Origin of the sequence: Tundrisphaera lichenicola (genome assembly GCF_051175385.1) — a bacterium.
Taxonomy (GTDB): Bacteria; Planctomycetota; Planctomycetia; order Isosphaerales; family Isosphaeraceae; genus Tundrisphaera; species Tundrisphaera lichenicola.
Map to the genome: position 1 here is coordinate 6,117,869 of NZ_CP195106.1, position 15,605 is coordinate 6,133,473.

Annotated in this window: 13 protein-coding genes and 1 tRNA gene; 6 read left to right on the forward strand and 8 right to left on the reverse strand. The window is 65.4% G+C overall.

What is annotated here, in order from left to right; translation table 11 throughout:
• Positions 1 to 140: 140 nt before the first annotated feature.
• From P12x_RS24090 to glmS, 4 genes are all read left to right on the forward strand, one after another.
• A complete protein-coding gene (locus tag P12x_RS24090) occupies positions 141 to 1,400 on the forward strand; it encodes a hypothetical protein (RefSeq protein ID WP_435007549.1) in 1,260 nt (419 codons plus the stop codon).
• Between the two features lie 479 nt (positions 1,401 to 1,879).
• Positions 1,880 to 2,098 (forward strand): hypothetical protein, encoded by a 219-nt coding sequence (locus tag P12x_RS24095; RefSeq protein ID WP_435007551.1) that lies wholly within the window; start codon positions 1,880 to 1,882, stop codon positions 2,096 to 2,098.
• 136 nt (positions 2,099 to 2,234) lie between these two features.
• Complete coding sequence (locus P12x_RS24100) at positions 2,235 to 2,891, forward strand: queuosine precursor transporter (protein ID WP_435011720.1); 657 nt, start codon at positions 2,235 to 2,237, stop codon at positions 2,889 to 2,891.
• A 36-nt stretch (positions 2,892 to 2,927) separates the two neighbouring features.
• Positions 2,928 to 4,760: a glutamine--fructose-6-phosphate transaminase (isomerizing) gene (glmS, locus tag P12x_RS24105; protein WP_435007553.1), complete on the forward strand. Its 1,833-nt coding sequence runs from the start codon at positions 2,928 to 2,930 to the stop codon at positions 4,758 to 4,760.
• A 269-nt stretch (positions 4,761 to 5,029) separates the two neighbouring features.
• On the opposite strand, the gene P12x_RS24110 is transcribed toward glmS, so the two are convergent.
• The 8 genes from P12x_RS24110 to P12x_RS24145 all read right to left on the reverse strand — a co-directional run bounded on the left by P12x_RS24110 (position 5,030) and on the right by P12x_RS24145 (position 13,018).
• Entirely contained in the window at positions 5,030 to 5,857 is an 828-nt protein-coding gene (locus P12x_RS24110; protein ID WP_435007555.1) for a hypothetical protein, read from the reverse strand.
• 22 nt (positions 5,858 to 5,879) lie between these two features.
• Entirely contained in the window at positions 5,880 to 6,539 is a 660-nt protein-coding gene (gene purN / locus P12x_RS24115; protein WP_435007557.1) for a phosphoribosylglycinamide formyltransferase, read from the reverse strand.
• A complete protein-coding gene (locus P12x_RS24120; protein WP_435007559.1) occupies positions 6,540 to 7,070 on the reverse strand; it encodes an SMI1/KNR4 family protein in 531 nt (176 codons plus the stop codon).
• A gap of 45 nt (positions 7,071 to 7,115) precedes the next feature.
• Entirely contained in the window at positions 7,116 to 9,926 is a 2,811-nt protein-coding gene (gene ileS, locus P12x_RS24125) for an isoleucine--tRNA ligase (protein ID WP_435007561.1), read from the reverse strand.
• Positions 9,927 to 10,019: 93 nt separating this feature from the next.
• A complete protein-coding gene (locus P12x_RS24130) occupies positions 10,020 to 10,853 on the reverse strand; it encodes a purine-nucleoside phosphorylase (protein ID WP_435007563.1) in 834 nt (277 codons plus the stop codon).
• 13 nt (positions 10,854 to 10,866) lie between these two features.
• On the reverse strand, positions 10,867 to 11,292 hold the full coding sequence (locus P12x_RS24135; protein ID WP_435007565.1) for a TPR end-of-group domain-containing protein: 426 nt from the start codon (positions 11,290 to 11,292) through the stop codon (positions 10,867 to 10,869).
• A gap of 223 nt (positions 11,293 to 11,515) precedes the next feature.
• A complete protein-coding gene (locus P12x_RS24140) occupies positions 11,516 to 11,848 on the reverse strand; it encodes a hypothetical protein (RefSeq protein WP_435007567.1) in 333 nt (110 codons plus the stop codon).
• A 204-nt stretch (positions 11,849 to 12,052) separates the two neighbouring features.
• On the reverse strand, positions 12,053 to 13,018 hold the full coding sequence (locus P12x_RS24145; protein ID WP_435007568.1) for a Gfo/Idh/MocA family protein: 966 nt from the start codon (positions 13,016 to 13,018) through the stop codon (positions 12,053 to 12,055).
• 298 nt (positions 13,019 to 13,316) lie between these two features.
• Between P12x_RS24145 and P12x_RS24150 the strand changes: the two genes are divergently transcribed.
• Both P12x_RS24150 and P12x_RS24155 read left to right on the forward strand, forming a co-directional pair.
• A tRNA-His gene (locus P12x_RS24150) sits at positions 13,317 to 13,389 on the forward strand.
• A 619-nt stretch (positions 13,390 to 14,008) separates the two neighbouring features.
• The gene (locus P12x_RS24155; protein ID WP_435011721.1) at positions 14,009 to 15,589 is read left to right on the forward strand and encodes an arylsulfatase; all 1,581 of its coding nucleotides are present in this window, start codon (positions 14,009 to 14,011) and stop codon (positions 15,587 to 15,589) included.
• The last annotated feature ends 16 nt before the right edge of the window (positions 15,590 to 15,605 follow it).

The following is a 15,605-nucleotide window of genomic DNA, read 5'->3' on the forward strand; positions in this document are numbered from 1 at the left end:
GGCACGGGGGCTGATTATCCGACGACCACCCACTGAACGCAAGAACAGACCACTCAAAATCGCGAGATGTCGGGAAACAGCATGAGATCGCGAATGGTCCTTCGAGGAAGAGCGAGATCGCGCCTGGAGCAGGGGGGACGATGGCGAGCATCACGATCGAGGAGCCGACCGAGATCAGGGAACCGGGCCGGGTTGAGATCTGGGGGGCGATCGCGCTGGCCTTGGCGTTCGTCGCGATCACCCGGCTCCCGTTCGCGCGGCTGGTCCCGATGGAGACCGACGAGCGGATGTTCGTCCAGCACATCGGCGAGACCTGGTTCCCGATCCATCACACGCTCTTCCAGGCGGCGGGTCGCCTCCTGAGCCTGGCGACCGGGGATGCATACCGGGGCCTGGTCCTGCTGGACATGCTGGTGAGCGGCCTGGCCCTGGCGAGCGTCTGGTGGTGGCTCCGGGCGCTGGTCCGCCCCTCGACGGCCCTGGCCGCGACGGCGGTGGTGGCGGCGGCCCCGGTCTTCTGGTCGCTCGGCGAGATGGCGGGCAACTACACGATGATCCCACTGGTGGGGTCGTTCCTCCTGGGGGTTGCGGTCCGGGGTTGGCGAGAGCCCCGGGCCTGGCATCCTTACGCCTCGGCGGTCGTCCTGGCGGTCGGGACCGGCTATCGAGAGGATCTCGGGACGTTCTGGCTCCCGGTCCTGGGGGTGATCCTCTGGAAACAGCGATGGCGGCCGGCGATCCTGGCCCTCGGGCTGTTCACCGTCCTGAACCTGGGCTGGCTCCTGCCGATGCTCTCCGACGTGGGCGGCCTGGCGGAGTACCGTCGCCAGAGCGCGGAGTTCGCCCAGTCGGCCGGCTATCGGAACTCCATCTGGTACCTGGGGTTCTACGACGCCCCGGTCCGATACTCGGTGAAGCTGGGCCTGGCGATGGCCTGGACCTTCGGGCCGGGCCTCCTGTTCCTGCCGAGGGGCCTCTTCCGCGTCGGGTCGACGTCCGAGGGCCGGAAGCTGGCCCTGCTGCTGGCCTTGCCGATCGTCCCGGCGCTGGGGTCGCACCTCCTGGTCCATTTCGGGGTCGCGGGATATAGCTTCCATTACCTCCCGGCGGCGGTCGCGTTGATGGCCATCGGGATCGGGAAGGCGACTGCCACCGATGCCTCAAGCGATATGGCACCAGCCCGGCTCTCGACGTTGGCGGTCGGACTGGCTTGCCTCTTCCTGTTCTATCCCGCCGACTTCAACCGGCCCGGCTGGCGAGGGGACTTCGACCTGGCCGTGGCCCGATACACCCGGGTGGGCCTCCAATCGGAGATCGCGGAACGAGCCCCGAACGCCTGGCGGACCCGGAACTCGATCCAGGCCGCCCGGACCTCGGCCCCTTCGATCCGCGCGAACTGAGAGGCTGGGATCTTTTTACGCGAAACCCGAGAATCGTCGAAAAAGTATCCAGACGTCCAGTTTTTCGATGCCCCTTTCGAGCCGCTGACGACGACAGAAGCACTTTCCGAAGGCTTTGAACGTCGAGAGCGAATCGCAAATCGAAAAGATCCCAGCCTCTGAGCGGACCGACCCGACGTGCGGGACTCGCGATCGAGAGTAGGTGTCTACTGGCGAATTTCTGGGTTTCACGTCGGTTCGAGGTCTTCGCCCCCTCTCCCCGGCCCTCTCCCACGAGGGGAGAGGGAGTGGGTTTTCGCCGAAGTCTGGATCTCCGACCCCTGAGATCTGGTCCCCTCGTCCCTGGTGGGGGAGGGTTAGGGAGAGGGGGGCAGGTCCGGCATCGCCGGAGAACTGGGCACACCCGAAGGTCCACCCAGGCCTGGCCGATCGCGAAGGTCCCCTGGCGGTCGCTCCGTTGGGCCGTTACGATCTTCCCCATGAATCCACGAACTGGCCTGCTGCTCCGCCTGCTCGGACCCCTGATCGAGATCATTTGCCTGATCTTGCTGATGCGAGTCCGTGACCAGGGGCGGACGGTCCTGGGAATCCCGGCCGAGTACCCGCTCTACGCGGGCCTGGCGCTCGGGCTCGCCCTGGTCATCGTGGGTCTGACATTCTCCCGCCCAGCGACGCGAAGGCCGCGCGACCCCGGCTGAAAGAAATTTCATGAGCATCCAGGGCGATGAGATCGATCGAGCCCGAGAAATCCTCGATGAGCCCTTCGGCGTCGACGACCGGGCCGGGATCTCGATCAAGCGAGGGCCGAGGACCTACCGCTATTATGACTTCATCATGGCGGCGTTCGTCACCATCTTGATCTGTTCGAACCTGATCTCGGCGCAGAAACGGGTCCTCCTGCCGCTCTTCGGCTTCGAGTTCGTCTTCGGCGCGGGTGTCCTGTTCTTCCCGATCAGCTACCTCTTCGGCGATATCCTCACCGAGGTCTATGGCTACGCCCGTTCGAGGAAGGTGGTCTGGGCCGGGTTCACCGCGATCATCTTCGCCTCGGCCATGAGCTGGGTCGTGATCCACCTGCCGGCCGACCCCCGATGGAAGAACCAGGCGGCCTTCGAGGCCGTCTTCGGCAACGCTCCCCGGATCGTCCTGGCCTCGATCCTGGCGTTCTTCACGGGCGAGTTCGTCAACTCGTTCGTCCTGGCCAAGATCAAGATCCAGACGCAAGGCCGATGGCTCTGGGTCCGGACGATCGGATCGACCCTGGTCGGCGAGGCGGCCGACTCCCTGATCTTCTACCCGATCGCCTTCCTCGGGATCTGGGAGATGGACCGGCTGGTCACAGTGCTGGTCACGAATTACTGCCTCAAGGTGGGCTGGGAAGTGGTCGCCACGCCCCTGACCTACAAGGTGGTCGGCTTCCTGAAGCGGGTCGAGAATGAGGATTACTACGACATCGGTACCGATTTCACGCCGTTCTCGCTGAAGACCTGACCGTTCCGGAAGGTTGGGTTCAAGGAGGTCCGATCGATGTGCGGAATCGTCGGATACACCGGGCCGCATGAGGCGAGCCCGATCCTGCTGGCGGGGCTCCGCCGGCTCGAATATCGGGGGTACGATAGCGCGGGGGTGGCGACCCTCGACGGGCCTCGGCTCTCGCTGAGGAAGAGGGCAGGGCGGGTCCGGGCTCTGGAAGAAACCCTGCGAGAGTCCCCTTCGCCCGGAGCCTGCGGGATCAGCCATACCCGATGGGCCACCCACGGCCCGGCCAGCGACCAGAACGCCCACCCCCATGTCGGCGGGGAGGGAGCCGTGGCGGTCGTCCACAACGGGGTGATCGAGAATCATGCCTCCCTCCGTCGAGGAATGGAAGCGGACGGGGTCTCCTTCCTCAGCCAGACCGATACCGAGGTGATCGCCCACCTGATCGCTCGCGAGTTGGCCGAGGGGGATGACCTGCTGGGGGCGGTCCTCCGGACACTCCCCAGGCTGGAAGGGACCTACGGCCTGGCCGCGATCAGCCCGAGGTGCCCGGGGGTGGTCGTGGGGGCCAGGTTGGGGAGCCCGCTGGTGGTCGGCCTGGGCGAGGGAGAACATCTCCTGGCGAGCGACCCTTCCGCCATCGCTCCTCATACCGCCCGGGTCACTTATCTCCAGGATGGCGAGGTTGTCCGGCTGACCCCCCGGGACTTCGAGATCCGCCATCGCGAGCGGGGGCCGATCACGCCCCGGATCGACCGGCTCGACTGGTCGCCCGACCTGGCCGAACTGGGCGCGAACGACCACTACATGCAGAAGGAGATCCGCGAGCAGCCCGAGACCGTCCGAGACGCCTGCCGGGGGCGGCTCCGGAGGTCGGAGGGGACCGCGGCGTTCGGCGGCTTGAACCTGACCCCTCGGCAACTCCGGAGGGTCCGGCGGGTCGTCCTGGTGGCCTGCGGGACGAGCTGGCACGCGGCCCTGGTCGGCGAGTATCTGATCGAGCGGCTGGCCAACCTGCCGGTCGAGGTCGAGTACGCCGGGGAGTTCCGATACCGGAACGCGCCCCTGGACGATCGCTCGCTCGTGTTCGTCCTGAGCCAGTCGGGAGAGACCGCCGACACCCTGGGGGCGCTCCGCGAGTCCAAACGTCGGGGGCACCCGACCCTGGCCATCTGCAACGTGGTGGGCAGCACGATTGCCCGGGAGGCCGATGGCGGGATCTACCTCCACGCCGGGCCCGAGGTCGGGGTGGCCAGCACCAAGGCGTTCTCCGCCCAGGTGACCGTTCTGACCCTCCTGGCCCTCCACCTGGGCCGGCTCCGCCAGCTCTCGTTTACGGATGGCCTGGCCGTGGTGGACGCCATCGAAGGGGTGCCCGAGGCCCTCCGGAAGGTCCTGGAGACTGAAGGGGAGATCATCCGAGCGGCCGAGCGGCTGGCCTCGGCCCGCAGCGTGTTGTTTCTGGGACGCGACCTCCACTTCCCGGTCGCGCTGGAGGGGGCCTTGAAGCTCAAAGAGATCAGCTACATCCACGCCGAGGGCTACCCGACGTCCGAGATGAAGCACGGGCCGCTGGCCCTGATCGATCCGGAGACTCCCAGCGTCTTCGTCGCCCCGAAGGGCTCGCTCCACGCCAAGACCCTCAGCAACGTCGAGGAGGTCAAGGCCCGGCTCGGCCCGGTGATCGCCGTGGGGACCGAGGGGGACGCCGAGCTATCCCGGCTCGCCGACATCTTCCTGCCGATCCCCGACGTCCTTGAGGTCGTCCAGCCTCTCCTGGCGGTCGTCCCCCTGCAACTCCTGGCCTATCACGTCGCGAGGATCAAGGGTTGCGACATCGACAAGCCCCGGAACCTGGCCAAGAGCGTGACGGTGGAATAGCCTCGACGTTCAATAAACATCCCGCTGGTCACGATGCGCCTTGCTGAGGGACTTGACGCACGCATTCGCGGCCTCGGGGGTCATCCCGCCTTGCTCGGCGATGATCGCGGGAATTGTCGATTTCTCCGGTCGGCACCCCGGCCCGGATCGCGCAAGGCTCGTGGATCGGCGGGTCCGACGCCCGATTCCATCCATGGCCGGTGTGGAGCACCGTTTGTTGAATCTCTGGACAATCCTCGGCGGGATTTCCTGGGATCGCCGATCGGCAATCAGTAAGGTGCCTCGATCGACTGGAAGCTCATCCCATCGAAGTCGAACAGGACGGTCGCCTCGTTCGGGCCTTCGTTTCCCAGTGTCGCGGCGAGGAGCTTGCCGCCCTCGGCCCAGACGATGCGTTCCCCGTCGACCTCGGCCCATTCCCAGTCCGGGCGGGCAATCGGGCGGGGAAGGGCGGGATGGGCCAGTTCGTGTTCATCCCAGTAACAGCCCTTGCCGTTGGCCTTCGGTGAGCCGGAATGCGCGAGCTTCCGGAGGATCCAGCCATCCCACGCGGGCTTCTCGAAGATGTCGATTTTTTGATCGTCCGTGATCCGTGACTCGGAGACGAGTCCCCAGCCATCCCGGAGCAAACGCGGGTAGTAAACGCCGAGGCATTCGTTGTTGCCCAGGGACGGCGGGCGATACTTCCGGTCGCGCCGGAGTTCACCGGAATCGCGCAGGGTGGTGTGCCCCGGCCCATCGTTCAACCAGTATTGATCCGACCCGGTGAAGAGACCGCCCCCGTTCCAGCAATCCCCTTTCGCGAACAGGGCGATCGCCTTGAGATACGGGGCTCGAGAGATCGCGGTCCAGGAGCCGCCGGTCTCGCTCGCAGCACGGCCATTCATCGCGAAATAGAGGAAATGCTCGCCATCGGGCGAGAGGTCGCTCCGCCTTTCGTAGATCCGGCCTTTCAGCCACTGGCCCAGGCGAAACTCATCTCGGTCGCGATCCCAAAGCATGGTGCAGACCCGCCTGGACGGGCCTCGACGGATCACCAGCCCGATCCGGGCACGGCTCGCGAGCAGGACGTGCAGCCGGGGCTTGATCGGAGTCATGACGGGTCGTGCCCCTCAGCGTTCAGCCGATGATGACTCGCCTCCCGGCGACGGTCAGCTTCCCTTCGGCGAAGAGCCGAATCGCCTCGGGAAGTGCTTCGCATTCGGCCTCGAAGACCCGCGCGGCGAGAGTCTCGGCGGTGTCGTCCGCCAGGACGGGGACGGGCGTCTGGGAGATGATTGGCCCGGTGTCGAAGGTGGCATCGGCGAAGTGGACCGTACAGCCCGAGACCTTCACGCCCGAGTCGATCGCCGCCTGGTGGACCACCCGGCCGTGAAATCCCTTGCCGCAGAAGGCGGGGATCAAGGAAGGGTGGATGTTGATGACCCGCCCTTCGTAGTCAGCCGGAATCTCGACAAGCGAGAGAAACCCGCCCAGGATCACGAGGTCGGCCCCCCGTCGGCGGATTGGGTCGAACATCGCGGCGGAGAAGTCGGGCAGGGGGCGCTTCCCCCGAACCTCGACGGAGACGGGGATCCCCGCCCGCTCGGCCCGGCCGATCGCGCCGATCCCCGGCTTGCTCGCGATCACCTGGACGATCGATGCCGACAGCCGGTCGTCGGCGATCCGGTCGATCAGGTTCTGCAAGGTCGTCCCGCCCCCCGAGACGCACACGGCCAGCCGGACCGGCGGATCGGACAAGGGGGGGCGGCGCGGGCCATCTGTCTTCAGATCACCCATTCAGGACTCATCCTCGGGCCAGAAGGAGACGCCGTCGAGGCCATCCTCGTACCATTGGAGGAAATCTCGCGGGGGAATCGTCGGGGCGATCCCATTCTCGTCGAATAGCCAGACCTGGCCTCGCGCGGGACCGTTGATGATCAGGTGCCAGTACATCCCGCAACCGTCATTGCCGATGTAGAGGCTACCGAGGGGGATGTCATCGGACGCCCCTTCCTCCGTCTCCTCGTCGGCCTCCCAGATCCAGCGTTTCGTGAATGGGAAGTCCTCCCGGACCTTCGGCAGCGAGGTCCACAACTCCGCCTCCTCCCGATTCATGTCGTCGGCGACCTCGCCAAGACGTGGAACTCCATATTCCGTCGGGCCGTCCCCACCATTGCCGAGTTCCAGGAGATAGGTGCGATAGGCATCCGGCAAGCGGATCCCGTGACGGCTCTCGAAGTCCTCGACCTCGACCTGAGAGAGCGTTGGATTCAGCGACTTTCCCGAGGCCTCGAGCTTGCGACGAATGCGATCGATGCGGGCGTCCATCGTGTCGGTCCCATGGTCGAGTAGAGAGCGGCGTCCGGCTTCCACTCAAAGCGACATCGAGGCAACGACCCGCGAGCAGCGGTCGCAGAGGGTCGGATGCTCGGCATCCTGGCCGACGCCGGCCCGGTAGTTCCAGCATCGTTCGCACTTGCCGTAAGTCGACTTCTCGGCCGTGATCGACTCGGAACCGGGCGGGACCGGGCCCTGGCGATCGGCCTCGACGTGGACCTCGGAGACCATGCAGAGCGTCTCCAGGAGCTTGCGATCGAGCCGGGCCGCCCCCTCCTGATCGGTCCCGATCCGGAGCTTCGCCTCCTGGCCGCTACCGATCAATTTCTGCTTCCGCATCCCTTCCAGGGCCACCAAAGCCAGGTCGCGGAGCTTCTTCAGATGGTCCCAGCGCTCGGCCTCTTCGGGGGCATCCCAGCGAGGGTCGGGCCTGGGGAATTCGGCCAGGTGGACGCTCGGGCCCCGACGATCGGCGGGCAGGACATCCCAGATCTCCTCGGCGGTGTGCGGGAGGATCGGGGCGAGGAGCCTCGCGAGATCCTCATGCAGCCGGGACAGGACGAACTGCGCGGCCTTGCGGTCCGGGCCATCCGGGGCCTCGGCGTAGAGTCGGTCCTTGAGCACGTCGAGGTAGAAGCTCGACAGGTCGACCGAGCAGAACTGGTAGATCCGCTGATAGACCTTGTAGAACTCGAACCGTTGATACGACTCGGTCACGTCGCGGATCAACGCATTGAGCTGCCCGAGCGCCCAGCGGTCGATCTCGTGGAGGGTGCCGGGGTCGACAGTCGAGGGGTCGAACTTGGCGTAATCTTCGAGGTTGCCCAGGAGGTAGCGGAAGGTGTTGCGGATCTTCCGATAGGCCTCCGAGGTCTCCTTGATCCCTCGTTCGCTCATCCGGACGTCGTCGGCGTAGTCGAGGCTCGCGACGTAGAGCCGGAGGACGTCGGCCCCGTACTGCTCGGTCGCCTTCACGGCCGAGACGGCGTTGCCGCCCGACTTGGCCATCTTCTTGCCTTGCTCGTCGACGATGAAGCCGTGGGTCAGCACGTTCTCGAACGGCGGCCGGTGGTTCGTCGCCATCGAGAGCAGGATGTTCGACTGGAACCAACCCCGGTGCTGGTCCGAACCTTCGAGGTACAGGAAGGCCGGGAAGGTCAGCCCGAAGCTCGGCTCCTGGAGGACCGAGTGGTGGCTGCACCCCGACTCGAACCAGACGTCGAGGATGTCCCCTTCCTTCCGGAACGAGGTCCCGCCGCACTTGGGGCAGGACAGGCCGGGCGGCTTGATCTCGTCGGCAGGTCGGGAAAACCAGGCGTCGGCCCCTTCGGCGCGGAAGAGGTCGCGAAAGTGGCGAGCGGTCTCGGCGGTCAGGACCTGCGTCTCGCACGACACGCACCCGAGCGCGGGGATCGGCACGCCCCAGGCCCGCTGTCGGCTGATGCACCAGTCGGGTCGGGTCGAGACCATCGCCTCGATCCGGGTCCGGCCCCAGGCGGGATGCCACTTCACGTCGTTGTTGATGGCCTTGAGCGTGTTCTCGCGCAGATCGTCGTGATCGACCGCGACGAACCATTGCTCGGTCGCCCGGAAGATGACCGGCTTCTTGCACCGCCAGCAGTGGGGGTAGCTATGCGCGAAGGAGAACTCGTGATAGAGATATCCGGCGTCGCGGACCATCGCCACGACCTTCGGGTTGGCCTTGAAGACGTGCTCGCCCACCAGCGAGGGCGGGGCCTCGTCGGTATAGAGGCCCGAGCCGTCGACCGGGCTGAGGGTGGGGAGGCCGTAAGCCTGGCCGGTCTGGTAGTCCTCGGTCCCGTGGCCGGGGGCGGTGTGGACCAGCCCCGTCCCATCCTCCACGGTGACGTACTGGGCCAGGACGATCGGGCTCTCGCGGTCGATGAAGACGTGCCGGTATCGGGCGTTCTCCAGCTCCTTCCCCTTGCAGCGGCCGAGTTCTTCGAACGAGGTCACCCCTCGGAAGGCCATGACCTTGGCGGCGAGTTCGGCGGCGAGGATGGTCCGGATCGGCTGGCCGGTGGTCGGGTCGTCGTACAGGAGACCGACATAGGTCAGCTCGGGATGCGCCGCGATCGCGACGTTGGCCGGGAGGGTCCAGGGGGTCGTGGTCCAGATCATCGCGTGCCAGGGGCCTTCGCCCCACGATTCGGGCACGCCGGAGACCATCGGAAAGTTGACGTAGATGCTCGTCGATGTCTCGTCGGAGTATTCCAGCTCGGCCTCGGCCAGGGCGGTTCGGTCGTTGAGGCACCAGTGGATCGGCTTGAGCTGGCGGAAGATCGAGCCGGCATCGAGGAGCCCGGCGAGGACGTCCATGATCCCGGCCTCATAGCGGGGGTCGAGCGTGAGGTAGGGGTTGTCCCAGTCGCCGGAGATCCCCAGCCGGAGGAACTGGTTGCGCTGGATGTCGACCCACTTCATCGCCTCGGCGTGGCAGAGCGCACGGACCTCGGCCACGCCCATCCCGGCGGCCTTGGACCCCAGGTCCTTCATCACCTTGTGCTCGATCGGCAGGCCGTGGCAATCCCAGCCGGGGACGTACGGGCTGTCGTATCCGAGCATGGTTTGCGAACGGACCACGACATCCTTGAGCACCTTGTTGAGCAGGTGCCCCATGTGGATCTCGCCGTTGGCATAGGGCGGGCCGTCGTGCAGGACGTGTGCCGGCTTGCCAACTCCCTTGGCCCGGATCGCTCCGTAGAGGTCCAGCTCCTTCCATCGAGCCTGGAGCTTGGGCTCGCGGACGGTCAGGTTCGCCTTCATATCGAAGGCGGTGGCCGGCAGGTTCAGGGTTTCTTTATAAGGCTTGGCGTTGGTGGACATTTTATTGATGACAAATGAGAGATTTCAGATTTCAGAAAAGATGGTCTTTTTGAAATCTGAAAATGGAGTTCTCGAAGTTTCCATCCACGCCGATCAATCGTCGAGCCGCTCCAGGACGCGCCGAACGATGGTCCGGAGCTTTCCCTCGGCCTCGCGGGCGACGGCCAGGATATCCTCGATCCTGGCCGGCTCCAGGGCGTCGGGCAGGCAGAGGTCGGTGACGATCGAGAAGCCGAGCACGCGCATCCCGGCGTGGACGGCGACCAGGACCTCGGGCACGGTGGACATCCCGACCACGTCGGCCCCGATGGCCCGGAGGAACCGATACTCGGCCCGGGTCTCCAGATTCGGCCCGCTCACGGCGACATAGACACCCCGATGGGCGACGATGTTCGATTCCAGTGCGGCGGCCAGTGCCAGTTCCTGGAGCTTCCGATCGTAGGGCTCGATCAGGTCGGGGAATCGGGGGCCGAGTCGATCGTCGTTGGGGCCGATCAGCGGGTTCACGCCCATCAGGTTGATGTGGTCGTCGATGACGATCAGGTCGCCCTTGGCGTGGAGCGGGTTCATCCCCCCGGCGGCATTCGAGACGATCAGGGTCCGACAGCCCAGCTCCCGCATCACCCGGATCGGGAACGTCACCTGGGCCGAAGTGTATCCCTCGTAGAGGTGAAAACGGCCTTCCATCGCCATGACGGACTGACCGGCGAGTGTCCCGCAGACCAGGTGTCCTCGATGGCTCTCGACGGTCGACCGGGGGAAATGGGGGATCTCGGGGTAAGGTATCGTCGCTTCGGCGACGATTTCCCCGGCGAGGGCACCCAGGCCGGTCCCGAGGACGATCCCGACGGTCGGCGATCCGGCGGGCCAGAGGCCTCGGACGTATCCGGCGGCCTCCTCGACGTGTTCCCAGGAGTGGTGGTGCATCGACGAGGGTCGCTCAGTACCGGCGGAGGAGGCGGGAAAACCGGGGATCGCGGCGGAGCGACTTGAGGTCGGGGTCGCGTCGGAGGTGGTGGATGTGCCCATACCCGAGGCGGAGGGCGCGTTCCAGCGACTCGAAGGCGCGATCGGTCATGCCCAGCAGGGCATAACTGCACCCCAGGTTGTACCAGGGGATCGGACGATCCGGCCGGAGCCGGACCAGCTGAAGATCGGCCTGCAAGGCTCGATTGTAGTAGCCCTTGGCGGCCAGATTATCGGCGTGGACCTTCAAGGCGTCGCCGAACAGGGGATCGCGTTCGAGGACCCGACCGAGGAAGTCGAGCTCGAACTCCAGCTGGCTCTGTTCGCGGCTCCGTCGCTTCGAGGTCTCGGGAATCGGGAGCTCGAATGGGTCGTCCGGTCGGTCATAGGCTGCGGACATTCCTGAGGCACTCCCTTCCCGGCCTGGGATATCGGGGCGATTGCCGGACTCGCCCCGGACTGGGCCGATCGTCGTAAGTGGGATCTAGGATAGCCGGAATCGCCGACGGAACCAAGCGGGCGCTCGCGGATTTTCAACGCCCGAGTGACGAACGCCCCTCACTCGGCCCTGGGGCCGGGCGAGGGGGGTCTGGGTCGGGAGCCCCATTTCGGACCTTCGCAACTCAAAGATCGTCGAGTTCCTCGTCTTCTTCCTCGTCGAGATCGTCGAGGTCGTCGTCGTCATCGAGGTCGTCTTCCTCGTCGATGTCGATCTCGTCGATCTCGATGTCTTCCTCGTCGAGGTCGTCATCGTCGAGGTCGTCATCGTCGAGGTCGTCATCGTCGTCATCGAGGTCGTCGTCGAGGTCGTCGTCGTCCTCGTCGTCAAGCTCCTCGTCCAGGTCCTCTTCGATCTCCTCCTCGTCGCCCGGATGGCGACCGGTGAGGAGGGGCAAGGTCTCGTCGAACTCGACGGGACATTCGGCGATCGTGGCCATGGCAACGCGTTCCCACATCGTTCGATCCTCAGAGGAAGGGGTCGTCAAGGGTCGGCCCCTGGACTCGGTCGATTCGCGGACTCGGCCCAGCCCCGGGCATCTCATCGGACGCTGTCCCCGAGGGCGGAGCCCTATTGGTAGGAAAGGGATATGCCCTTGTCAAGCCGCCCCGGCCCGGGAAATCCCGGCCGGGCGATGGCTCGAGCGAGCGAGGGTTGAAACTTACACCAGACCGACGACTTCCCCGATCGTTGCCGATCGGGAGATCGCCTCCAGAAGTCGCACGGTGTCCAGGGCCTGATCGGCCGGGCAGCACGGGTCGGAACCGGTCGCGAGGGCCTCGACGAAGTCTTCATCGATGTTCCGGGCCGGGCTCGAAAGCGGGGCTACCAATCCGGGATGAAGGCCGCTCAACTCGTCAATCGACGACTCGGTCACCCGAATTCGACCCTTTTCTCCGAAATAATTCCATTCGAACCAGGCCCCGGGACCGACGCCGGAAATCGCGAAGGTGGCGGGCGTCCCATCGGCCAGTCGGACCGCCGAGGCGGTCACCAGATCGGCGGACGCTCCGTGACGCCACTGGACGGCCGACGCCTCCACGGCCGCCAGGCCGGTCGTCCAGAGGACCACGTCGAGCAATTGGACCCCGGCATCGGAGAGCATTCCGCCCCCGACAGACTTCGGGGCGAACCGCCAGGAGTGTTCCTGACCTTGGTGGCCCTCGAGCCAGGGCAGGGACATCGTGGCCGTCACGAGTCGAACCGGGCCGATGACCCCCTCGGCCAGGATCTCCCGGGCCCGGATCACGCTCGGGAGCAGGCGGAACTGGTGGCCCACACCCACGATCCGGCCCCGGCCCCGGGCCAGCCCCACGATATCGACGGCCTCCTGGACGTTGGTCGAGAGCGGCTTCTCGATGAAGACGTGACAACCGGCCTGCAGGGCGTCCATGGCCAGTCGGTAATGGGAGGGGTGAGGGGTGAAGATCGCCAGGGCATCGGGGCTGGCTCGGCGAATCAGATCGGCCTGATCGAGGAACCCCGGAGCCTGGGAGCCATCGGCCAAAGCCCGACCGACCTCGGGATCAGGGTCGGCGCAACCGACGATCGTCACCCCCGGGATCGCCTCGAGGCGATCTCGATGGGCCTGGGCGGCCAGGCCGCCCCCGACGATGCCGATCCGCAATCCCGGACTCGCCATATTCTCTTTCCCAAACCCCTTCAAAGGTCGCAAGATCGGCCGGACCGACAACACCACATTATCGGAGCCGGTCAAGGCAGGTCGAGGCCCTTCGGACCATCATACCGGATCGTCGGAAACCCCCACCGAACCTTTACAAGGCACTCCTCGTCAATCTAACACGCACCGGGCATTCCGGTAGTCCTCCGAGGAATTTCCTCGAACTCGATCGATAGGCCTGTCCGACCCATCGGGAAGACTTGACGGGCCGGGCGGCGCGGATTATGCTCTAAGACGTTCGATGGTGGGTGTGGCCTAGCGGTTAAGGCACCAGATTGTGGATCTGGATATCGCGGGTTCGAATCCCGTCACCCACCCTGACCATTCCCGGCCAGCGGCTTCCATGCTGCTGGCCGTTTTCATTTCTCGACCAATCGATCGACGCAAAGAGTCGATCCCTCCCGACGACGGCCGCCACTCGCACTTCCGCCTCGCGAGAGGCGCCGATCTCGCCGAATCTCGGGAATCCGTCACGACCAATCCATTTCTGTTCGTATTTCAGAGCCGAAGGGTGTACTTCCCGTCATCGATCTCCGCCCGACAACCCGATGCGATCCCATCGCAGCCCCGGCCACATCAAACTATTGTCACGCATTTTCCGTGATCACGGTTTCTCGACTCCCCGCCCGACTACGCCCTCGAATTGGCCGGTCGGCGCGGGTAACATGAATTTCTCCGAGGCATATCTTACCTTCGTCCCCCAAAATCACCCGTCCAATAACTCCACGAGGAAATCGAGCGATGACGATGAGTTCGCCGAGGCGATTGTTCGCCCTTTTGGCACTAGGGGCCGGCCTCGGGCTCCTCGCGGGATCGGACCGCCTGGTCTCCCCACGTGTTTCGCCCCCCCGGATCGGGCAACCCGGAACCGTTCCTCCGGGGGGGGCCGCCATCCCCGGCCGGGCCTGCGAGGTGGATCGCTCGGCCCGACGAGCGATGCTCGCGGCCACGACCACGGGACTGGTCGCCACCCCGATCCCGAACGCCCAGGGCGGCAAGAAGCCGAATATCGTCATCATCTGGGGTGATGACATCGGCCAGTCGAACATCAGCGCCTACACCCGGGGCCTGATGGGCTATCAGACCCCGAACATCGACCGGGTCGCGGCCGAGGGGATGCTCTTCACCGACTACTACGCCGAGCAGAGCTGCACGGCCGGTCGATCCTCGTTCATCACCGGCCAGCACGGGCTCCGGACCGGCCTGACCAAGGTCGGCCTGCCGGGCGCGACGCTCGGGCTCCGGCCGGAAGACCCCACGATCGCCGAGTTGCTCAAGCCTCACGGCTACTCCACCGCGCAGATCGGCAAGAACCACCTGGGGGATCGGAACGAGTTCCTGCCCACCGTCCACGGGTTCGACGAGTTCTACGGCAACCTCTACCACCTGAACGCCGAGGAAGAGCCCGAGCTTCCGGACTATCCGAAGGATCCGGCATTCCGGGCGAAGTATGGGCCACGCGGGGTCCTGGATGCCAAGGCGACGGACCAGGACGACGAGACGGTCGACCCGCGCTTCGGCAAGGTCGGCAAGCAGACGATCAAGGACACCGGGCCCTTGACCAAGAAACGGATGGAGACGATCGACGACGACATCGCCGCCCGGTCCGCCGCGTACATCGAGCAGCACTCGAAGACCGACAAGCCTTTCTTCCTCTGGGTGAACTTCACCCACATGCACTTCCGGACCCACGTCAAGCCGGAAAGCAAGGGCCAGTCGGGCCGCTGGCAGAGCGAATACCACGACGCGATGATCGACCACGACAAGAACGTGGGCATGGTCCTCAAGGCCCTCGACGATGCCGGGATCGCGGACGACACCTTCGTCATGTACAGCACCGACAACGGCCCGCACATGAATACCTGGCCCGACGGCGGCATGACCCCGTTCCGGAACGAGAAGAATTCGAACTGGGAAGGGGCTTACCGGGTCCCGTGCATGGTCCGCTGGCCGGGCAAGATCAAGCCCGGAAGCATCTCCAATGAGATCGTCGGACATCACGACTGGCTGCCGACCCTCCTCGCCATGGCCGGCGACGCCGGGATCAAGGAGAAGTTGCTGAAGGGACACAAGGTCGGTGATGCGACGTACAAGGTGCATCTCGACGGCGACAACCTCGTCCCTTATCTGACCGGAGAGGCGAAGAAGTCGCCTCGCGAATCGTTCATCTACTGCAACGATGACCAGCAGGTGACCGGGCTCCGATTCGACAACTGGAAACTGGTCTTCCTGGAACAAAGGGTCCAGGGGACCCTCCGGATCTGGGCCGAGCCTTTCACGCAACTTCGTGTCCCGAAGATCTTCAACCTCCGGACGGACCCGTACGAACGGGCGGACGTGACCTCGAACACCTACTATGACTGGTTGCTCGATCACGTATTCCTGCTCGTGCCCGCCCAGGACTACGTGGGCAAATTCCTGATGACCTTCAAGGACTTCCCGCAAAGGCAAAAGGCGGCCAGCTTCAACCTGGATGACGTGATGAAGAAAATCCAGGAGGGCGCGGCCTCGAAATGATCCGGGGCGCCGCCGG